Raw genomic sequence first — 21,525 nt, 5'->3', positions numbered from 1 at the left:
AGCAAAACATTTGCTGAGCTTTTTTTATGTTGCCCGACCAGGATTCGAACCTAGACAAACAGAACCAAAATCTGTCGTACTACCATTATACTATCGGGCAATCTTTCAATGATGTCTGGGGCGTTCCCCCTTTTGACGATGCAAATATACGTCGTCTTTTGGTTTATGCAAATAAAATATAGGTAATTTTTTTAGATATGCTGATTTTCAAGTGGATATTTTTTGCTTTTAAGGCTCATTAAGGGCAATTGAGGAGTAAAAACGGATTAAAGGTAGATTAAATTCTAAAGTAATTACCCGATTATTCATAGGAATCCTTATTTTCGAGCAGAAATATTAGATAACCTTCTGTTACAAGTATGAACTATAACAAGATTAATAACCTGTTGGGTTGGGCCTGTGGTATTATAGCAACCATCGTTTATCTCCTGACATTAGAAAAAACAACGAGCTGGTGGGATACAGGTGAGTTTATTGCTTCGGCTTATAAGATGCAAATTGTGCACCAACCGGGTGCTCCATTATTCCTAATGCTACAAAATGTTTTCTCCAATCTAGCCATGGGTGATAATACCAAAATCGCTTATTGGATGAACGTAGGTTCGGCCGTGTGTAGTGGATTAACAATTACCTTTTTATTTTGGACCATCTCCGCCTTGGCGAAGAAAGTATATGGACGAATCGTTAATAATGAAGGTCTTTCCAATACAGCAACCATCAATATTATGGGAGCAGCTGCTGTTGGAGCATTAGCTTATACGTTTTCAGATACATTTTGGTTTTCTGCTGTAGAATCTGAGGTTTATGCTATGTCCTCTTTATGTACTGCTGTGGTATTCTGGGCAATATTGAAATGGGATGCTCATGCAGATGAGCCTCATGCCAATAAATGGTTGGTATTAATCGCCTACGTCATGGGACTTTCCATTGGTGTCCATTTATTGAACTTATTGGCTATTCCAGCATTGGCATTAGTAATCTATTTCCGCAAGACTAATAAAGTAACGACTGCCGGTGTGGTGAAAACATTACTTTTAGGCGTCGTTATTTTAGGATTTGTCCTATGGGGTATCATTCAATACTTGATTAAATTTGCCGCACATTTCGATCGCTTTTTTGTAAACTCTTTAGGTTTAGGGTTTGGATCAGGTGTTACTTTCTTTGCGCTATTGGTATTAGGCGTTTTAGTTTGGGGTATTTGGTATTCGCATAAGAAGGTTAAACCAGTGATGAATATTGCCTTTATAAGTGTTGCTTTCATCATTTTAGGTTACAGTTCTTTCTCGATGATTTTAATTCGCGCGAAGGCTAACCCGACCTTAAATAACTCTGATCCTGATAATGCATTCTCATTCTTAAGTTACCTGAACCGTGAGCAGTATGGTGATGAGCCTTTGTTTAAAGGACGTTACTTTGATGCAAAGCCAACAGATATGTTTGAGACTGGGAAAGTGTACCGTAAGGATGCAGACCGTTATAATGTTGCTAGAAAGAAATACGATTATACATTTGATAAAACGACTTTATTCCCTCGTATTTATTCCGAGAAACATGAGTCCTTTTATCGCGACTATTTAAAACTTCCTCCGGGAACTTCGCCTACGATGGCTGATAACTTGAAGTTTTTCTTTGGTTACCAGATTGGCCATATGTATAGCCGTTATTTTATGTGGAATTTTGTTGGAAGACAAAACGATTCACAAGGTCAAGGCTCTTTAGTAGAAGGGAACTGGATTTCAGGAATCAAACCAATCGATAATTTATTAGTAGGTGGTCAATATGCATTACCAGAGTCTGAAAAAGAGAACGCTGGCCGCAACACCTATTTCTTCTTGCCTTTGATATTAGGTATTCTTGGTGCTGTATGGCACTTTAAAAAGGACCAGAAGGATGCTACTGTAGTGGCATTGTTATTCTTCTTCACCGGATTGGCGATTGTAATCTACTTAAACCAAACACCAATGCAACCCCGCGAGCGTGATTACGCGTTTGCAGGATCATTCTATGCTTTCTGTATTTGGGTTGGTATGGGTGCATTGTGGATTGCTGATTTCTTAAGTAAGAAAATCAATGCGAAAAATGCTGCTTTAGCAGGTACAGGTATTTCCCTTCTTTGTGGACCGGTATTATTAGCTAGTCAAAACTGGGATGATCATGACCGTTCGGAGAAATTCTTAGCACGTGATATGGCTAAGAACTATTTAGAGTCATGTGCTCCAAATGCCATCTTATTTACATACGGTGATAACGATACTTATCCGCTATGGTATGTTCAAGAAGTAGAAGGTTTCCGTACGGATGTTCGTGTAGTGAACTTAAGCTTATTGAGCTCTGATTGGTACATGAAACAAATGATGCAGAAGGTAAATAATGCCGATGCATTACCGATTAATATTGATCCAGAGTTGATTAAGGATGGTGTTCGTGATGTGATTTATTACCACGATTTACAACTTCCAGGTCATATTGATATTCAAGATTTGATGGGTTTGATGTTATCAGATGATCCTCAAGCAAAGATTCCTTTGCAAAGTGGAGAATCAGCAAACTTCCTACCTACGAAGAATATGCAATACAAGGTTGATAGACAAGCGGTTCTTGCGAATAAAGTTGTTCCAAAAGAGTGGGAAGATGCGATCGTAGATACCATGCAATGGACTTATGGTGGTAGCATTGTCAGTCGTGCGGATCTTTCCATTATGGCTATTTTAGCAAATAACAATTGGAAGCGTCCTGTTTACTTCACGACAACTACACCTGAAGAGAACTATATTGGTTTAGATAAATATTTGGTGTCAGAAGGTTTTGCACTTCGCTTAATGCCAGTAGCTATTCCTTCGGAAGGTGATGTGAATACACCAATCGCTGATGTGGAAGGTACCTACAATAATATAATGAACAAATTTACATGGGGTAATATTGCACATGCTAAATATTTAGATCCAGATTCTTACCGCTACATCAGTATGTATGCTGGAAGTATTTTTGGGGAAACTGCACAGGGTTTAATCGGTATTGGTAAATCTGCTGAAGCTAAGAAATTAGTAAATAATGCTTACGAAAACCTGCCTAAGCGTACCTATTTAATGTCGGAAGTATATGGCTATTCGAGCTTAATCGATGCGATGTATAAGACCGGTGAGAACACGAAAGCAAATGAGATTGTGAAGCGCAACTTGAAGTTTGTTCGTGAAAACATGGCTTACTACATGGCTGTTGCAGAGAGCAAGCCAAATCTGGAAGGTCGTAACATGCGATTCGCCATGGCTTCCTTACAGAACTACCAACGCATCTTAACAGATGCGAATCAGAAGGATCTGTTAGCAGAAACAAATCAAATCTTCAATTCCTATAAGGGATTATTTGAAGGAGGAAATTAAAAATATATTTTAAACAAGAAGAGCTACAACATTGTAGCTCTTCTTGTTTTGTAGAAATTAGCGCAAAGGGTGGGGTAATTTCAAGCTTAAGAAGTCCAAGTATTGGGGGAAAGGATTACGATTTTTGGAAAAAATGCCTTAAGTTTGCCTAAATAAATCCTTAGATGAAACAATCGATATTATTAGATGGTCCTAAGTTTCAGATAACACTGAAGCGATTGTCTCAGCAATTAATTGAAAATCATGGTGATTTCAGCAATGCAGTTATCATTGGTATTCAACCTCGAGGGACCTATTTAGCAGAACGTTTAGTAGAAGAGATCAAATCCATGACCGGGGTAGATGTACCTAAAGGTATTTTGGATATTACTTTTTATCGCGATGATTTCCGGATGAAGGGAGCTAGCCCATTGGCAGCAAACAGTACGGTAATCGACTTTATCATTGAGGGCAAAGATGTGATCCTAGTGGATGATGTGCTATGGACAGGAAGGACAATCCGTTCTGCCATGGATGCTATCCAAGCATTTGGACGTCCAAACCTCATCGAGTTGATGGTCTTAGTAGACCGTCGATTCTCTAGACAGATTCCTATTCAACCGGATTATATCGGTATTCAAGTCGATTCCATCGATTCCCAAAAGGTTATCGTCAGTTGGAAAGAAGTGGATGATCAAGACAGCATTGTTTTGATTACCGAGAAAAAATAATGATTATATTTTGTTTAACACATGTCAGCATCTGAACAACTTAGTACCCGTCATTTATTAGGCATAAAAGATTTAAATAGCAACGATATCCAATTGATCTTGGATACAGCTGCGAATTTTAAAGAGGTCCTTAATCGACCAATCAAGAAAGTGCCTTCCCTTCGGGATATTACCATTGCCAACGTATTCTTTGAAAATTCAACCCGTACCAGACTTTCTTTTGAATTAGCCGAGAAGCGTCTGTCTGCCGATATCGTTAATTTTGCAGCATCTTCTTCATCCGTAAGTAAAGGAGAGACCTTAATTGACACGGTAAACAACATCTTAGCCATGAAAGTGGATATGATCGTTATGCGACATCCCTATGCTGGAGCAGGTGTTTTCTTGAGTCGTCATGTCGATGCGCAAATTGTCAATGCTGGTGATGGTGCGCATGAGCACCCTACGCAAGCTTTGTTGGACTCTTTCTCCATTCGTGAAAGATTGGGTGATGTAGCTGGTAAAAAGGTGGCCATTATTGGTGATATCTTACATTCCCGTGTTGCCTTATCCAATATCCTGTGTTTACAAAAACAAGGAGCAGAGGTAATGGTTTGTGGACCAACAACCTTGATTCCAAAATACATTGCTTCCCTAGGAGTGAAGATTGAACATGATTTAATGAAGGCTTTAAATTGGTGTGATGTGGCAAATATGCTTCGTATTCAATTGGAGCGTCAGGATATCGCATATTTCCCTTCTCTACGAGAATATTCCATGTTATATGGTTTGAATAAACAAATCTTAGATTCCTTGGATAAGGAAATTGTCATCATGCACCCAGGACCGATAAATCGTGGAGTGGAAATTACATCGGATGTAGCAGATAGTGATCATTCCATTATCTTAGATCAGGTGGAAAATGGGGTGGCCGTGAGAATGGCAGTTTTATATCTCCTAGCTGGACAAAGAGGATAAAAATGAATAAAATATCATAAAGAGAACGAGATTGCTTAAAACAGTCTCGTTTTCTGCTTATATGGGTTCTTGTAAGAATTTTCTAGAACAAGATACGAGGGCGAAAATAATAGCGTTTTAAAAGCGGAAATATTTGATTTTAAATTCAGCGAATCAGCCTTAGGAATACATACTGTTAAATTACGTTAAAAAGGGGTGGTTATTAACAGGTGTTAACAACTTTTGCGGAAAACATTGAAGTTATCCATTAATTTCGTAAGTTGAAGTAAGTAGTGTTCCATTCCCAAAAAATGGGGTGAACACATATCATAGAAGAGCAATCAATAAAAGGAGTATTCGATCGTATGTATAAAAAAATTTACCAGGTAGGTGTGGCGATGAGCTTATTGAGTACACCAGCATTGGCACAACATTCAGCTTGGCAGGAGGTAAATAAGGCTTATAAAGAGGGCTTAGAATTATTTGAAAGAGGGAAATTTAGTTCTGCATCTAAGCAGTTTGATTTAGCAGAACAAATCCGTACCAAATCGACCTTACAACTGGATGAGACAGAAGAGTTAAGTTTATTAAAGGAGAATGTACGTTATTATCAAGCGGTTTGTGCGATTGAGTTAGGTGAATCTGATGCAGAAAATCAATTTCTGAAATTTATACGTGATTATCCGGCGAGTGCCAATTCTAAAGCTGCTTATTTCCAGATAGGGAAATCATATTATGCAAAAAAGGATTATCCAAAAGCGATTGAATGGTTTGAGAAAATCGACAGCAAGAACCTAGCAGGTGCTGAGAACTTAGAATACCGTTTTAAGTTAGCCTACGCTAAATTCATGACTGGTGATTATGAAGCCTCAAAACCAGTTTTTACAGAGCTTAAGGATCAACGTAGTCCTTATCAGGAAGCTTCTATTTACTATTATGCTTACTTAAGTTACTTAGATCAAGAGTACAAGACAGCTTTGAATGAGTTTGAACGCCTAGAAGGTTCTAAAACTTATGAGAACAGTTACCCATACTACATCACCGCGCTATATTTCTTAGATAAGCGTTATGACGATGTACTTAATTATGCACTTCCGAAATTAGCATCTACAAAACAAGAGAGCGAAACGGATATGTTCCGAATTGTTGCAGCTACTTATTTCATCAAGGGAGATTTAAACAAATCGAAAGAATATTACGATAAATTCCAAGCACAAGATCAAGGAAAGACGCAAAACAACCAAGATAGCTACCAGATTGGTTATATCAACTATAAGTTAGGTAATTACGAAAAGGCTATTGAGGAATTCAGTAAGCTGGAAGAACCAGATGCTTATTATCAAAGTGCGATGATAAGCTTAGGGGATGCTTATTTGAAAACGGGCAACAAACAAGGTGCTCGTAATGCTTTCTTTAAAGCTTCAAAATTGGAGTTTGATCCAGAATTAAAAGAAGAAGGTTTATTCAATTACGCTAAACTATCTTACGATTTAGAGTTCCACCAAGTTGCATTGGATGCGGTTCAAGAATATATCAAGACTTATCCGCGTACGAAACGTAATGAAGAGGCAAAGACTTTATTAGCTGAGGTATTATTAAGTACCAAGAACTACCGTGCTGCGGTGGATGTACTGGAAGACTTAAAGAATCGTGGTAAAGAAGCCAATGCAGCTTACCAAAAAGTAACTTATTATCGAGGTCTAGAATATTATAACGAGCGTGCATTTGAGAATGCGATCTCTATGTTTATGCGTTCAGAAAGTAATCGTTATGATGAGGAAATCTATGCCTTATCCGTTTACTGGAAAGCAGAAGCAATGTACGAGGTTCGTAAGTACAAAGAGGCTGTTGCTAACTTTAACAAGTTCTTAGCTTTACCAGCAGCTCGTAAAACAGATGTTTACAACTATGCGAACTATGCTTTAGCGTATGCAGCATTCCGTAATGATAATTACAGTACATCTGCCAATTACTTCGAGCGTTTCTTAGCTGGCGGTGGTTCAGATGGTATAGATTTGAATACGCGTAACGATGCTATGGCACGTGCGGCGGATTCGTATTTAGCGATCAAGAATTACAGTAAGGCAGCAAACTATTACGATAGATTAATTGCTTCTGGTGCGCAGAGTCAAGATTATGCGCTTTTCCAGAAAGGTATCCTATTAGGGTTACAAGGTGATAACAATGGTAAAGTCGCTACTTTGCAATCGGTTATGGTGAAATATCCAAAATCAAACTATGCAGATGATGTGGCGTTTGAAGTTCCATACACCTATTTCTTAATGGGGCAGCATGATCAAGCGATTGCAGGTTTACAGAAAATGGTGGAGCAATATCCAAGAAGTTCTTATGTTCCTAGAGCATTGGTGACTATTGGTTTGGTTCAATACAATAAAGATGAGAATGATGCTGCATTGAAAACCTTCCAACGTGTGGTTAATCAATATCCAACTACAGACGAAGCAAAACAAGCATTAGGATCTATTGAGAATATTTATTTGGATAAAGGAGATGCTTCAGGGTACATCCGTTATGCAACTAGTACAAATATTGGTGATTTGAGTACGGCTGAGCAGGATGCACATACTTTTGCAATTGCTCGTACTTTATTTGACCGTGGAAACTGGCAAGCAACAGTAGAGGCTGTGAATGCTTACTTTGATAAATTCCCTAAGCCAATTCAAGAGAAACACGCTCGTTTTATCCGTGCTGAGAGTAATGCTAACCTAAGTAAAGACAAGGAAGCTCTTCATGATTTCAATATCATCATGAACGACTGGACTTCAGCTTATACTGAACGTACTTTAATTTCTGTTTCTAAATTGCACCTACGCAATAAAGCTTATAACGAAGCGGTACAGGTATTGAAGAAATTGGAATTGACCTCTGAATACAAAGAAAACTACGGTTGGGCGATCAACAACTTACTAGAAAGTTATTTCAATATTGGTGATTATACAGAAACCTTAACCTATGCTAATATCATTAAGAAGTATGAAAAAGCTTCTGAGGAAGATATTGCAAAAGCACACTTATACGCAGCTAAAGCTTACTTAGCAACTAGTAGAGGTTCTGAAGGTATGAAAGAGTTGAACTTAGCAGCTTTGAAATCGAAAACAGAGACTGGTGCTGAAGCTCGCTATTTAGTGGCTGAACAACAAGTGAAGAATAAGAATTACGACGGAGCAATTAAGTCTGCGTTAGATATTTCCAACTCGTTCTCTTCCTATGATTATTGGGTTGCTAAAGGATTTATCTTGATGGCACAAGCATACGAAGGTAAAGGCGATAAGTTCCAAGCGAAATCTACTTTGGAAAGTATAATAGAAAACTATGAGACGAAGGATGATGGCATCCTTGACTCAGCGAATAAAATGTTGGAGAAATTAAAATAAGAATAGGAAAAGATGAAGTTGAATACAATTTTTAAACAATCTACCATATTAACCTGCTTATTGGGATTAGGCTTTGCAGCGCATGCACAAGAGCCTGACCGCCCAGTAACATTAGATTCTTTTGATATCGTTCGCGATTACCGCCCTATTCTTGCTGATGCAGTAAAAATTCGCCGTAGTCCTGATATGACCAATAAAAGAGAATACATGCCTAAGCTAAACTATGGCAATGTTCCTGATAAGAAATTGGATATCAATACTGGTCTTAAGGAATTGAAGATCATGGAAACTCCATTTTCTCAAATCTTCGACTTAAAAAGCAATTATGCCAAATTGGGTATTGGTAATTTTAATACCATCCTTGGTGAAGCTTATTTTGCAGTGGAAGATTATGAGGATATCCGTTACGGAGGTTATGCAAAACATTTAAGTCAAAAAGGAAACTTAGATGATCAGAAATTCTCAAGACAAGAGGTAGGTATATTTGGAAGACGTATTTTTCCAAGATTTACGGTTAATGGTTTAGTAGGTTATAACGGTTTTGGAACACGCTTTTACGGTATTCCTACTGATATTACAAACAAACCATTAAACCCTACTCGTGAAGCACAACGCTTCAATGACATCTTTCTTTCAGGAGAATTGACTAGTAATTTTGATCCAAATAATGAAGATGCATTCAGTTACTCTTTAAAAGCAGACGGGTATATCTATAAAGATAAATTCGATGCTAAAGAGAATTCTGTTGCATTGTCGGGTTATTTAAATAAGCGCTTAAAGGCGTTTAATGTTGGGGCAAATGTAGCAGTAGATATTAATTCAATCGCAGGTGCGAGTACTCCAGATGGAAAAATGAACAATTCATTGGCTCATCTAAACCCTTACATTCGTTTCAAAGGTGAAAACTACAACATTACCTTAGGTGCGAATATTGTTTCTGAATTTGGTGATAGCTCTCGTTTTAATATCTTCCCAGAAGCAGAGATTGATTTCGCTTTAGTTCCTGAATACTTCTACATTTTCGGGGGTGTTAAAGGTGGAGTTGATAAAGGCTCTTTCCGTAACTTCACGAAGATTAATCCTTATTTAGGTCCTGATTTTAATATTCAAAATACTGTAGAACGTATGAACATCTACGGTGGTATTAAAGGAAATGCTGGAGCTACATTTGGATATAAAGTAAAAGGTTTCTATAGAAAAATTGAAGGATTACCATTGTTCGTAAATAACATGGAGACACCTTTTACCTTTGACTTGGTATACGATGGTGATGGTGACAAGGCTGTTAAACACGTCGGTATTGAGGGAGAAATTAATATGCGCCTTTCAGCTTTGGTTAACTTAGGTGGTCGATTGAATATTGACAACTACACCATGGTGAAACAAGATGAAGCATGGCATATGCCTAAAATGCGTTTGGCTGCAAATGCTCGCTTCAACATTTCAGAGAAATTATATATTGATGCAGAAGCTTTATTCCATGGAGTAAGTTATGCAAGAGAATATGAATATTCCAATGCTACTACTCCAACAGCATATAGCAAATCAAATGTTGCTTCATTCTTTGATTTGAGTGGTGGTGCTGAATACAAAGCGACCAAACAATTGGGCATCTTTGTTAAAGCGAATAACATTTTGAATACAGATTACCAACGCTACTTATATTATCCTAAATTAGGCTTCAATATATTAGGTGGTATTAATTTTTCATTTTAAGGTCTACAAACTTTAAATTTGCACGGAAATAGGATTCATGGATTTAGGTAGATATATTTTTCAGGTATTAAAGCATAGAAATGAAGTATATGTGAAGGGTTTGGGTGTTTTCAAGCGAATTCACACGTCTTCAGTATATGATGAACAGAAAGCTGTATATCTGCCACCATTAACTTACTTGGAGTTTGACTCTAAAGCGGTTGATGGGGTTGACCTTGCAGATTATATACAACAGGCAAATCAGGTTTCGCGTACGGATGCTGAAGCATTGGTACAAGAGGCAGTTCTGAATCTATTTGATCAGATCAGAGATCATGGTCAAGCAAGCTTACATCATTTAGGCCACTTAATTCGTCATGGAAATTCTTTAGTCTTTAAAGCGGAGGATCTAAGTGGATTTCAATTGCAGCCTGTTGATGGTGGTGAGGTTCGCCCAACTGTAGAAGAAGAAGTTGTAGCACAGCAAGAGGAAGAACCAATTCAGCCAGAAGAGGTGATTGTACCTCCGGTAGAGACAGAACCTATTGTTGAATTGACAGAGGAAGAAAGTCCAGTAGTAGAGGAGGCGTCTGTTCCAGAAACTCCACAAACGGATGATGTTGCTCCAGTAATGGGTAATCCAGAAGAGGAAAATAATGCGGAGACAAGCTCAACGGAACAGGTAGAACCTTATTATTTCGAGGAAGAACCAGTTAAGTCAAGTAAAGCAATTTGGTATATCGCTGCGGCATTGATCGGTTTATTGATAGTAGGAGCTTTATATTATTTTAATCGTCCTGAGCAAGGAGAGGTATTGGACCTTACAAAAGATAAGAATAATCAACAGACGCTTCCGTTGGATTCGAATCAGGTAAAGATTGATTCCATAGCAGCGAATGATAGTACCTTGAAAAAACAAGACAGTATTCCTGCTGCTGATACCGTTGCAAAGGCACCAGCTAAAAAGTTATTGATCCCTGAAGGGCATCATTATTATATCATTATTGGTAAGCACAGTACACTAGCTAAAGCTTATGAGCAAGCAGAAGCATTTAATAAGGATGGAATACCATCAGTACGTGTTATTCCAAGTAAACTAGCTAAAAATAAGAAAACCGTAATTTGGGATTCTTATCCTACTAAGGCACAAGCTGATTCAGCAAACGCCATAGTGCAGAAAAGATATGTATCCGATGCATGGGTGCAGAAAATTAATTAAATCAATCAAAACAGCATAAACTTTTAATATCTATCATGTCATTAGTACAGAACCCAGGACTAGCAGATTCTTTAAATCAAGTTCAACAACAGACCGTAGCTTTAGCTACCCACGAAGATCTTAATTTACTTCAACTTTTAATGAAAGGTGGATGGATCATGATCCCCATCATTTTATTGTTTTTCTTAGGCTTAGTAATCTTCTTTGAAAGATACATTACCATCTCAAAAGCTGGTAAATCTGAAGGTGGATTATTGTCTCAGGTTAAAAGCAATGTATTAGCCGGTAAATTGGATGCTGCAATGGCCGTTTGTCGTTCTAGTAACTCCGCATTATCAAGAATGTTGCAGAAAGGATTGACTCGTGTTGGACGTCCGATTAAAGACATCGAAGGTGCGATTGAAAATCAAGGTAAATTAGAAGTTTCTCGCTTGGAGAAAAACATCAATATCTTAGGTATTATCGCTGGTATTGCACCAATGCTTGGTTTCGTAGGTACGATCTTTGGGGTAATCCAGATCTTCCGCGATGTGGAAATCGCTGGTGGTATTGATATTGGTTCTGTATCTGGAGGTCTTTATGTAAAAATGATTGCATCGGCTTCTGGTTTGACCATTGGTATCTTGGCCTATATTGGTTACCATATTTTAAATATGATGGTAGAGCGTTTGATTCTTCGTATCGAAACTGATGCCATCGAGTTTATCGATCTATTGGATGAGCCTAGCTTATAATAGGTATTCCATTAATCTTTAAATTTTAAACACATGAATTTACGTAATAGAAGAAATAAACCCTCCGCTGAAGTACATACCGCTGCGTTGAACGATATCATGTTCTTCTTGATGTTGTTTTTCCTATTGGCTTCTGCGGTTTCAAATCCACAAGTGGTAAAGCTGTTATTACCGAAGTCTTCTTCGGGAGAGCAGTCTGTGGCTAAAAAAACAATGACCATTTCCATAACAAGTGATTTGACTTATCATGTGGACAAACAAGCTGTTCCTTTGGAAAGCTTAGAGTCGATGATTCAATCCAATATGGCAACAGGTGAGGAGTTAACCATTATGTTATATTCTGATGGTACAGTTCCTGTTCAAAACATCTTGCAGGTCATGGATATTGCCAATAAATTAAAAATAAAATTAGTCCTGGCTACAGAGCCTAAAAAGGATTAATAATTGTTCGAATTAAACGATTGATAAAATAAATAGTCGTAAGTAAGAGGATTAGGATATGTATTATCATCAAATTCAGGAAGAAAATAATCTCCCAAAGGCATTAGGAATCTCATCAATAGTGATGGCCGCTTTAGCAGCCATTGGATTCTTTATTGTTTTTACCCAAGATATTCCAGAATACGGAATGGGTGGGATTATTGTCAATTATGGTACCTCAGCAGAAGGTATGGGTGACGATTATATGAGTGTGGATGAGCCTTCGATGGATGAGAATGCCAATAATGTGAAGCCTGATAAAATAGATCCTACCTCAACACCTGTTCCAACGCCTTCTCAGCAAGTAACGGATCAATCGGTGCAAACTCAAGATATGGATGATGCACCTGTTGTCAAAAAGAATGAGAAGCCTGTACAGGCGAATGCTGTAGAAGCAACGACAGAAAAGAAAAATGCTACCCCTGCTGTTAATCCAAATGCTTTGTACAAAGGCAAGAAGAATAATGCACAGGGTACTGGTGATGGTACAGGAAGTACACCTGGTAACCAAGGTTCAGAATTAGGTGATCCATTGGCATCAAACTATGGTGAAGGAGGTTCAGGATTTGGTAATACCATGCTGGACCTTAAGAATCGTCGTTTCGAAGTTCGTCCAAATGTTGAAGATAATGGACAACAAACGGGCGTTGTAAAAGTAGAATTTACGGTCGATAAGAGCGGTCGAATTATCTCAGCAAGACAGGCAAAAGGTACTACCATTGCCGATTATCGTCTTGTTGAAAAGTGCCTAAGTGCCGTTCGCCGAGCACGATTAAATTCCTTGGCTAATGCTCCGGACACCCAAACCGGACTTATTACCTTCAGATTTAGAGTAAGATAATCTTTTTCAGATATGAAAACATATGCAGCGGTAATCGAGTATTTATTTGCTCGATTACCAATGTTTACCCGCGATGGCGCTTCGGCTTTCAACCCAGATGTCGATAAAACACTTTTGCTTTGCGAAGCATTAGGAAACCCCCACAAAAAATTCAAGTCTATTCATATTGCCGGTACCAATGGTAAAGGCTCTAGCTCCCATATGTTGGCTTCTGTACTTGCCAATTCTGGTTATAAGACTGGATTATATACTTCGCCACATTTGGTGGATTTCAGAGAGCGTATTCGAATTGATGGAAACATGGTGCCGGAGCAACATGTGGTGGAATTTGTTAATACGCATCGGGAATTAATAGAAGATCTAAAACCATCCTTTTTTGAAGTAACCGTGGCAATGGCCTTTGATTATTTCGCGCAACAGCAAGTCGATATTGCCGTAATTGAAGTAGGACTTGGTGGAAGATTGGATAGTACCAATATCATCTCACCGGAACTTTGTCATATTACCAATATAGGCATGGATCATATGAATATTCTTGGTAATACCTTGGTTGAAATAGCCGGAGAAAAGGCAGGGATTATCAAACAAAATACACCTGTCGTCATATCTGAAAAACAAACAGAAATACAGCATGTGTTTGAAGATAAAGCAAAGAGCTTAAATGCGGAGCTTATGTATGCTACTGACCGCTATGCTGTGCTTTCCTCAGAAAGACTCGCAGAAGGGCTTAAAATAACGGTAGAATCAAAAGCTAATCATACTAAGGATACCTGGTTGTGCGATCTTACAGGTTCATATCAAACCAAGAATATCTTGGGTGTACTAACCTGTATAGATGAATTAGGAAAATTGGGTTTCCAACTTCCTAAGGAAAAAGTACAATATGCCATAAGTCATGTTCAAGAATTAACCGGCTTACGTGGTCGCTGGCAAACCTTACAAACAAATCCTTGGGTGATCTGTGATACTGGACACAATGAGGATGGAATAAAAGAGGTTCTAAAGAACCTAGCGAGCCTACAATTTAATCAATTGCATTTCATCTTTGGGGCTATGCGTGATAAGGATTTATCACATATACTGCCCTTACTGCCCAAGGATGCTAAATATTATTTTGCTGCTCCTGATATGCCAAGAGCAATGCCTGCCAATCAATTGACAGAACTAGCAAATAGCCATGGATTAAATGGTACTTATTATTCCAGCATAGAAGCTGCATTTGATGCAGCACAAGATCTATACAAAGATGGAGATCTTATCTTTGTTGGTGGCAGTACCTTCGTTGTTGCGGAGTTGTTGACTAATCGTTTTTAGTCAACTCTCCACGAATTGGTTGTTGAATCCAATAAGCAACTTCTTCTTGACTTTCGAATTCTCCCTGTAGGTACATTAGCTTCGTCACAGCGGTCTCAAAGGTCATATCATAACCATTGAGTATACCAATGGCTTGTAGGCCTTGTGATGTCTCATAACGACCTAATTCTACAGAACCCACCTTACATTGGGAAATGTCTAAGATATTCTTTCCAGATTTAATAGCATCAGCCAATAAATCCAAGAACCAAGCATCAGTCATGGTATTTCCTGAACCAAATGTTTCCATAACGATACTGCGTACATCGGAGTTTAGAACCGCTTGAATAGTTTCGGCACTTATTCCTGGAAATAACTTCAATACCCCAACACGGTTATCGATATGGTAATGACAGATAAAATCCTTATCGGTATTGTCTAATAATACTTCTTCATTATATCGGATATGTATTCCTGCTTCTGCCAATACTGGATAATTCGGTGAGCGGAACGCCTCGAATTTATCGGAGTTGTATTTAAAAGAACGGTTTCCACGGAACAACTTATTATCAAATAGAATACATACCTCCTGTACCAAAGAACGACCATCTTTCTTACCAGATGCAATTTCTAATGCAGTCATTAGATTTTCTCGTGCATCAGTACGTATTTCTCCAATTGGCAATTGTGATCCTGAAAACACTACAGGCTTCTGCAATCCTTCCAATAAAAAGCTTAACATGGATGCTGAATAAGCCATGGTATCCGAACCATGCAAAATGACAAATCCATCATAATGTGCATAGTTATCCCGAATGATTTGTGCCATCTCTAACCAAATGCTTGGACGCATATTGGATGAGTCGATAATTGGCTCAAAGGAATGCACGGTTAACTTGTAATTTAAGCGACTTAAATCTGGTAGATTCTTTTCGATTAATTCAAAGTCAAATGGGATAAAGGTGCCCGTCTCGGGGTCTTTTACCATGCCTATGGTACCACCAGTATAAATGATGAAGATGTTATACATGGATTATATATTAAATACTTTAATGGAATTATTGGTTGTTATTTCTGCTAATTTCTCCATGGAAATCTCATGTAAATCAGCTACTTTTTGTGCAATATGAAATAAGTAACTGCTCTCGTTTTCTTTTCCACGGTAGGGAACAGGGGCTAAATATGGCGCATCTGTTTCTAAAACCAAGTGTTCAAGCGGAACCTCTTTCACGACAGCATCTAAGCCGGCCTTTTTAAACGTTACGACTCCGCCTATACCTAATACAAAGTTTAAGGCGATAGCTCGTTTAGCCTGCTCTAAAGTGCCCGTAAAGCAATGGAAGATGCCAAATAGTCTTCCATCTTGTTCAGCATCCAAGATTTCAAATACCTCATCAAAAGCCTCACGACAGTGAATACTAATTGGAAGACCTAAATCCTTAGCCCAATTTATCTGCCTGCGGAATGCTTCCTGTTGCCATGCAAGCGTGCTTTTATCCCAATATAGATCAATTCCAATTTCCCCAATAGCATAGATTTTATGCTTTGGAATCTCTTGTTCAATGCTGTCCAAGACTTGCTTATAATCTTCACCTACACTGCAAGGGTGTAAACCTAGCATAGCAAAACAGTTTTCAGGATAAGCTTTAACCGTATCCATTACTTGAGGAATGGACTCTAAATCTACGTTTGGTAAGAAAAGTCGATTGACAGAATTTTCAAAACAACGATTCATCTGTTCCGCTAAATTTGGAGTTCCTGCTTGATAATAGATATGGGTATGAGTATCGGTTAAAGTAAAACTACCGATTACATTTTCTGCTTGCATGGTGCCAAAGTTAATATATTGTTAGTTAAACTACCTCTATAGAATGAAAAATCGCAGTTCTTTTAACAAAAACTGCGATTTATTATAAATATTGCAAAATTTTATTCTTTGTCCAATAGATTATGGAGTTGGAACTGGCATTGTAGGTTGTGCTGGAGTAGGTTCCTCTTTAGGACCTGCAATAACTTCTACAACATCAACATCAAATACTAAAGGTGCATAGGCTGGAATTAAATTTCCTTGCTGACGCTCGCCATATCCTAATGAAGAAGGAATAATGAAAGTAGCTTTAGAACCTTTTTTCAATAATTGAAGTCCTTCAGTCCACCCTTGAATTACTGGAGTATGACCAATACGTACGCGTAATGCTTCGTAAGGTCTCATTGGATTGAAAACATTATTTTTCTTAGCCACCTCAGGAAGGTTAGTATCAAATACTTTTCCATTAGTTAATGCACCAGTGTAGTTTAATACTACCGTATCACCAACTACTGGGTTGTTTCCTGTACCTTCGTTTTTAACTACATACTGTAAGCCAGAAGCAGTTTTCTTAGGTGTCAATTTGTTTTTCTCTACATAAGTAGCAATTTTACCATCTTCAGCTTTCTTCATGCCTTCCATTTCAGCCAAGTAGTATTTGTTTACTTGATCGTAAAGAGCTGAGTCAGTTAAATTACCTTTTTTGAAGTGTTTTTTGACTTTGATAGTAAATTGAATGTATTTATCAGCAAACTCTGGTTTTGGTTGACCAGTTTTTGCTGCCATTGTATCTAAGTTCAAACGGAAAACGGCACTATCGCCTTCTCCTAACATTTTCAAAATAGAGTTATTATCACCAGCATAACCACCTTGCATCATAGAATCAGGAATTACGGGTGCAATTTGCGACATACCTAAATCATAAGTACTAGCTAATAAAGAGTCGCGATCTGTTTCAACGATCATATCCATTGCTAAGATATCACCTCCAACAGCTTTGTCTGTTCCAGCGTCCTTGATGAATTTATATTCAAGGCCACCGTCACCTTTTTTAAAGTTTTGGCAAGATGCAAATACAAAACTTGCTAATGCCGTTAATACTAAAATCGATTTTTTCATTTTTCTATTTATAACGCTTAAAATATGCTATGTTAAATACGCTTTATATTCTGGAAGAATAGATTTAAAGCGGTTGACCACTTCACTCAATTCCTCTGTAGAATTGCCGCCGGCAGCATTTAAATGCCCACCACCATTGAAGTGTTTCTTGCAGATCTCATTACATGGAATATCTCCAATGGAACGCAAAGATAATTTAATTAATTCAGTTCTATCAACAAATAAACCTGCCAATCGAATACCTTTTATCGATAAAGCATAATTTACTAAGCCCTCTGTATCGCCAGTGGTCACATTAAACTTCGCCAAATCCTCTTTACTCAGTGAGAATAAGGCCGTATGATACTCTGGAATAACCTCTAAACAATTTAATAAGCTGTAACCTAAAAACTTTAAACGATTTTCCGTACTGCTATTGTATATCTGCTCATGGATTTCCCAGTTTCGTGCTCCAGCTTCTAATAATGCCGCAATGATGTGGTGAACCTCAGAAGTTGTTGATTTAAATCGGAAAGAACCAGTATCTGTCATGATACCCGTGTACAAACAAGTTGCTATCTTCTCGTCAATCGCTGCTTTATCTTCAAAGACCTCAGCAATAAATTTGAATACCAACTGTGCTGTCGCTGCAGCATTAGAGTCCCAATAACATACTTGTGCAAAATCTTCTGGCTCTAGGTGGTGATCAATCATCCACTTAGGCGCCTTTGCATCTCTGATAACAGGTTCTAAAATGTTGGTTCTGGAAAGCGCACTGTAATCCAAACAAAAGATGATGTCTGCAGTATCAAACAATCCTTGACAATAACTTGGATCTTGTGTATAGAATAACAATTCCTCACGACCCGGCATCCAATCTAAAAATGTAGGAAAATCAGACGATAATATCACATGTACATCATGACCTTTCTTCTTGAGCCAATAATATAGACCCAAAGATGAACCTAAGGCATCGCCATCAGGTTTATGGTGCGTGGTAATGATTATCTTTTTAGGTCTGGATAGTTCTACTAAATATTCTTCTCCTGTCAACATACGTCTTTTGTGATTGCAAACCTAATGAAAAAAAATCGGCAATGAAAACTTTTTTAAAGCCTCAAAAGCAATGATTTCTCCATTTATTTATCTGCTAAACTGATTGAATATGAAATGCTTAATATCTAAAGGCATAAAGTTTAAAGTCTCTACGTGTACAAATCAAGAAATTTCCTGAATTGTAATTGATTTTTCCGTCATAAAATAATGGCTGTGCCTCCACTGGATATCCATCAACTATACCTCCAGTCTCTGTAAACAAGTAGATCAAGTTGGTACCCTGAGGAGCTATCCCCATTTTACTCAAACCTGAACCTGCAGGGAAATAATATGGACTATTTTCTATCTTTTTGGTAAACGTATAATCGAATAAAGGCTTCACCGTATTGCCTAATTCCAATACTTGAAGGTAAGAACCATCCAAGATAATTAGCTCTGGACTGCTAGTGCCCGCTAAATTGACAAAGTCCGCATGATAATTCTTTTCCCATTTACCTTCGTAAATCACTTTGCTGGAACCATCTTTTTTAATTTCATAAACTTTTCCAGTGTCGTCTGTAGCATAAAATACAGTCTCTGTCTCTCGTTTTACAACAGCTATTGGACTCACAAATACTACATCACCGGGGATATCAATTTCCTTGGTTTTATTACCTCCCTGATCAAAGAAATAAACTCGACCATAGGTAGTGCCAACCACCAATTCATTATCTACTAATTGTAGCGGACCTGTGATTTCTCCTTCAAGATTTACATCGTCCCAACCATCAACTTTTCCTCCCTCCATGGTAAATGCCATAAGCTTATTCTTTCCAGGAACGATGATATGTTGCTCACTTCCCCAATCGATATAACTTGGCTCATAAATAGGTTCTGCAGACAAACCCGTTGAAAAACCTCGAACCATCTTACCTTGAGGATCGAAGCGATATAAACGTCTACGGTCAGTAGCCAATAATAAACTGCGGTCAGGCAATTGTTTTACTGATCCAACGATACGTCCAGAGAATACAGTTGACCATAATTTATTTCCACTAGGATGTATAGCATGTACCGTATGGTCTTGCTCTTGGGCTAAAATAAATTGTGCCGTGTCCGAATGTTCAAAGACATATGGACCATTAATCAATCGGCTTTCCATACTATAAGTCCAATCCGCATTGACACCTAAGCGATTTTTACTCTTGTAGATGGCATAAAAACGACTAAGAAAATTTCCGGAATTACCAGCTAATTGTAATGACCAGGAATAAAATTCCTGATAACCATATTCATCCTTATTACGGAAATTCCTGCTATAACTATTGTTCAGTGAGTTGATCAAAAAGTTACTTGCATTCTTGGTGTTGATGAAGAAAGTAACATTCGCTTCATTGCCTTGTATTTGCTCATAGTTTTTAAAGCCAATTCCTCCAATTAATAAATCCTTTCTTTTCCATTTTCTAATGTACTCCTGAATAGTGGACTGTTGGTTCGCTAGGACGATTAGATCATTGACACGGACAAAATAAGGTCGAGAGAATGCTTTTAAACCCTCACCATAAAAACGGTAAGGAATCTGCGCATAACGGAATCTATAAATGCTATCTCCTGCAGATTCTGCCATGGAATTTAACACAGAATCAAATCTGCTGCTGTCTTGAATGCTAATAAAACCTAAATAATCTGAATTTGTCTGTTCTACAACTGCAAAGTCAGATCCTAAAGCAGCCTGTATATCAGTTAACAACTGTGGCTTTTCTTTATTTATTACTTGCTCCTGATCACTTAACTGCTTTGCACCATCTTGTTTTGCATGCCATGTTTTCAAATCACTTGCCCAGGAGGCCTTATCTGAAAAGGAATATTCCACAAACATCATACTGCTTGACGGAAAATAATTGTACAAGCGTTGAACGGTCTTATGCTGCTTAGCAAAAATGGAGAGATACTCACTATCTGCATCCTCCAGTTCGCTTTCTCCCGAAAGCATCAAAGCATCTTGCTTATAATTGATATTCCAAACTGTTTGTCCCTTAAGATTGATAAACTGTTTTAAGAAATCACCAGCTTTGTTTTTCTTATAGTTGGAAACCATGCCATTTAAGTTCTGCTGTGGTAAGTAAACCGTAAATGGAGAGTTTCGATTAGAATGGTCGTTAAAATAACTGATCTGTTTTTCTTCTAGTTTAGGCTGCTTCTTATCCAATACTTGGAACATTAAACTTTTGGAATAACTACCAAAGAATATATTAGCCTGATAAGCAACATAAAAGATAGAATCCTTAGTTTCTGTATTAGCAGAATCAGTTTTCAAGGCCTTAAACGAATATAAGGCAGTACCAGCAGTATCTGTTTTCTGTACTTGTAAGGTAGAGGAAAGACTGGTTAGAACCTGATCCAGCTCTTCATTTTTCACCTTTTCCATTAATGGAATGCTGAAAAGCAATTGTGTTTCTTCCTTTCCGGGATGTAAGGATATAAAAATATCCGAACCAACTAAATAGCTGTTCAGGTTTTTATTCCTTAGAAGTTGTTGTTTCAGGTTGCGTAATTGATGGATTTCCTGATGACCAAGCATCGCTTCGAATATTTCGAAATCCTTAAATATATTATCTGTAGTTTCATCATTCACGAAGGAAGCGATCAGATAGGTATCCTTCGGCAAAAACGCTATAGGCTTGACAGATTCTTTCTTTTCTTGATCCAATCCACTAAAATAATAGACCGAAGCCACAATTACCGCCACTAATAGCAGGATGGAAACAATTATTGTATTTCTCATGTTAGAAAAACTTTTCGATTAAAAGTTTAAAACTCAATATATACAAATTTGCAAAAATAGGAGTGCTTTTTAAGAAGTTATTTTATACATTTATAATCGAAAAATAAACTATTCTTA

Annotated in this window: 15 protein-coding genes and 1 tRNA gene; 10 read left to right on the top strand and 6 right to left on the bottom strand. The window is 37.8% G+C overall.

Annotated elements, in window-relative coordinates; genetic code table 11:
* Positions 1-29 precede the first annotated feature (29 nt).
* Positions 30-100 (bottom strand) — tRNA-Gln (locus ACP6L2_RS15680).
* Between the two features lie 259 nt (positions 101-359).
* Between ACP6L2_RS15680 and ACP6L2_RS15675 the strand changes: the two genes are divergently transcribed.
* The 10 genes from ACP6L2_RS15675 to ACP6L2_RS15630 all read left to right on the top strand — a co-directional run bounded on the left by ACP6L2_RS15675 (position 360) and on the right by ACP6L2_RS15630 (position 14,704).
* Positions 360-3,380, top strand: a complete 3,021-nt coding sequence (locus ACP6L2_RS15675) for a glycosyltransferase family 117 protein (protein WP_440510243.1) — start codon at positions 360-362, stop codon at positions 3,378-3,380.
* Positions 3,381-3,544: 164 nt separating this feature from the next.
* Positions 3,545-4,090: a bifunctional pyr operon transcriptional regulator/uracil phosphoribosyltransferase PyrR gene (gene pyrR / locus ACP6L2_RS15670; RefSeq protein ID WP_344674901.1), complete on the top strand. Its 546-nt coding sequence runs from the start codon at positions 3,545-3,547 to the stop codon at positions 4,088-4,090.
* Positions 4,091-4,111: 21 nt separating this feature from the next.
* Positions 4,112-5,047, top strand: a complete 936-nt coding sequence (locus ACP6L2_RS15665) for an aspartate carbamoyltransferase catalytic subunit (protein ID WP_344674900.1) — start codon at positions 4,112-4,114, stop codon at positions 5,045-5,047.
* Positions 5,048-5,391: 344 nt separating this feature from the next.
* Complete coding sequence (locus ACP6L2_RS15660; RefSeq protein ID WP_440510242.1) at positions 5,392-8,421, top strand: tetratricopeptide repeat protein; 3,030 nt, start codon at positions 5,392-5,394, stop codon at positions 8,419-8,421.
* A 12-nt stretch (positions 8,422-8,433) separates the two neighbouring features.
* Positions 8,434-10,137, top strand: a complete 1,704-nt coding sequence (locus ACP6L2_RS15655) for a hypothetical protein (protein ID WP_440510241.1) — start codon at positions 8,434-8,436, stop codon at positions 10,135-10,137.
* 37 nt (positions 10,138-10,174) lie between these two features.
* The gene (locus ACP6L2_RS15650; protein ID WP_440510240.1) at positions 10,175-11,335 is read left to right on the top strand and encodes a hypothetical protein; all 1,161 of its coding nucleotides are present in this window, start codon (positions 10,175-10,177) and stop codon (positions 11,333-11,335) included.
* 35 nt (positions 11,336-11,370) lie between these two features.
* A complete protein-coding gene (locus ACP6L2_RS15645) occupies positions 11,371-12,069 on the top strand; it encodes a MotA/TolQ/ExbB proton channel family protein (protein ID WP_344674896.1) in 699 nt (232 codons plus the stop codon).
* A 33-nt stretch (positions 12,070-12,102) separates the two neighbouring features.
* Positions 12,103-12,510: an ExbD/TolR family protein gene (locus ACP6L2_RS15640; protein ID WP_344674895.1), complete on the top strand. Its 408-nt coding sequence runs from the start codon at positions 12,103-12,105 to the stop codon at positions 12,508-12,510.
* A gap of 58 nt (positions 12,511-12,568) precedes the next feature.
* Positions 12,569-13,390: an energy transducer TonB family protein gene (locus tag ACP6L2_RS15635; RefSeq protein ID WP_344674894.1), complete on the top strand. Its 822-nt coding sequence runs from the start codon at positions 12,569-12,571 to the stop codon at positions 13,388-13,390.
* Between the two features lie 12 nt (positions 13,391-13,402).
* Positions 13,403-14,704, top strand: a complete 1,302-nt coding sequence (locus ACP6L2_RS15630; protein ID WP_440510239.1) for a bifunctional folylpolyglutamate synthase/dihydrofolate synthase — start codon at positions 13,403-13,405, stop codon at positions 14,702-14,704.
* On the opposite strand, the gene ACP6L2_RS15625 is transcribed toward ACP6L2_RS15630, so the two are convergent.
* From ACP6L2_RS15625 to ACP6L2_RS15605, 5 genes are all read right to left on the bottom strand, one after another.
* The gene (locus ACP6L2_RS15625; RefSeq protein WP_440510238.1) at positions 14,691-15,713 is read right to left on the bottom strand and encodes an asparaginase; all 1,023 of its coding nucleotides are present in this window, start codon (positions 15,711-15,713) and stop codon (positions 14,691-14,693) included. The two genes, ACP6L2_RS15630 and ACP6L2_RS15625, sit on opposite strands and share 14 nt — an antisense overlap.
* 3 nt (positions 15,714-15,716) lie before the next feature.
* Positions 15,717-16,511, bottom strand: coding sequence for a TatD family hydrolase (locus ACP6L2_RS15620; protein WP_440510237.1), 795 nt, complete (start codon positions 16,509-16,511; stop codon positions 15,717-15,719).
* Between the two features lie 120 nt (positions 16,512-16,631).
* On the bottom strand, positions 16,632-17,609 hold the full coding sequence (locus ACP6L2_RS15615) for an FKBP-type peptidyl-prolyl cis-trans isomerase (protein ID WP_440510236.1): 978 nt from the start codon (positions 17,607-17,609) through the stop codon (positions 16,632-16,634).
* A gap of 27 nt (positions 17,610-17,636) precedes the next feature.
* Entirely contained in the window at positions 17,637-18,644 is a 1,008-nt protein-coding gene (locus tag ACP6L2_RS15610; RefSeq protein ID WP_440510235.1) for a DHH family phosphoesterase, read from the bottom strand.
* Between the two features lie 118 nt (positions 18,645-18,762).
* Positions 18,763-21,408, bottom strand: a complete 2,646-nt coding sequence (locus tag ACP6L2_RS15605) for a hypothetical protein (protein ID WP_440510234.1) — start codon at positions 21,406-21,408, stop codon at positions 18,763-18,765.
* Positions 21,409-21,525 lie beyond the last annotated feature (117 nt).

This window comes from Sphingobacterium lactis (assembly GCF_051951495.1).
GTDB lineage: Bacteria > Bacteroidota > Bacteroidia > Sphingobacteriales > Sphingobacteriaceae > Sphingobacterium > Sphingobacterium lactis_A.
Note: the sequence above shows the minus strand (reverse complement) of the source record. Positions and strands in the feature narration are given on the sequence as shown.

Coding starts and splice junctions, on each gene's coding strand:
- ACP6L2_RS15675 (WP_440510243.1), top strand. CDS start 360: ATGAACTATAACAAGATTAATAACCTGTTGGGTTGGGCCTGTGGTATT.
- ACP6L2_RS15615 (WP_440510236.1), bottom strand. CDS start 17,609: ATGAAAAAATCGATTTTAGTATTAACGGCATTAGCAAGTTTTGTATTT.
- ACP6L2_RS15635 (WP_344674894.1), top strand. CDS start 12,569: ATGTATTATCATCAAATTCAGGAAGAAAATAATCTCCCAAAGGCATTA.
- ACP6L2_RS15650 (WP_440510240.1), top strand. CDS start 10,175: ATGGATTTAGGTAGATATATTTTTCAGGTATTAAAGCATAGAAATGAA.
- ACP6L2_RS15660 (WP_440510242.1), top strand. CDS start 5,392: ATGTATAAAAAAATTTACCAGGTAGGTGTGGCGATGAGCTTATTGAGT.
- ACP6L2_RS15665 (WP_344674900.1), top strand. CDS start 4,112: ATGTCAGCATCTGAACAACTTAGTACCCGTCATTTATTAGGCATAAAA.
- ACP6L2_RS15630 (WP_440510239.1), top strand. CDS start 13,403: ATGAAAACATATGCAGCGGTAATCGAGTATTTATTTGCTCGATTACCA.
- ACP6L2_RS15610 (WP_440510235.1), bottom strand. CDS start 18,644: ATGTTGACAGGAGAAGAATATTTAGTAGAACTATCCAGACCTAAAAAG.
- ACP6L2_RS15645 (WP_344674896.1), top strand. CDS start 11,371: ATGTCATTAGTACAGAACCCAGGACTAGCAGATTCTTTAAATCAAGTT.
- ACP6L2_RS15625 (WP_440510238.1), bottom strand. CDS start 15,713: ATGTATAACATCTTCATCATTTATACTGGTGGTACCATAGGCATGGTA.
- ACP6L2_RS15655 (WP_440510241.1), top strand. CDS start 8,434: ATGAAGTTGAATACAATTTTTAAACAATCTACCATATTAACCTGCTTA.
- ACP6L2_RS15640 (WP_344674895.1), top strand. CDS start 12,103: ATGAATTTACGTAATAGAAGAAATAAACCCTCCGCTGAAGTACATACC.
- ACP6L2_RS15620 (WP_440510237.1), bottom strand. CDS start 16,511: ATGCAAGCAGAAAATGTAATCGGTAGTTTTACTTTAACCGATACTCAT.
- pyrR (WP_344674901.1), top strand. CDS start 3,545: ATGAAACAATCGATATTATTAGATGGTCCTAAGTTTCAGATAACACTG.
- ACP6L2_RS15605 (WP_440510234.1), bottom strand. CDS start 21,408: ATGAGAAATACAATAATTGTTTCCATCCTGCTATTAGTGGCGGTAATT.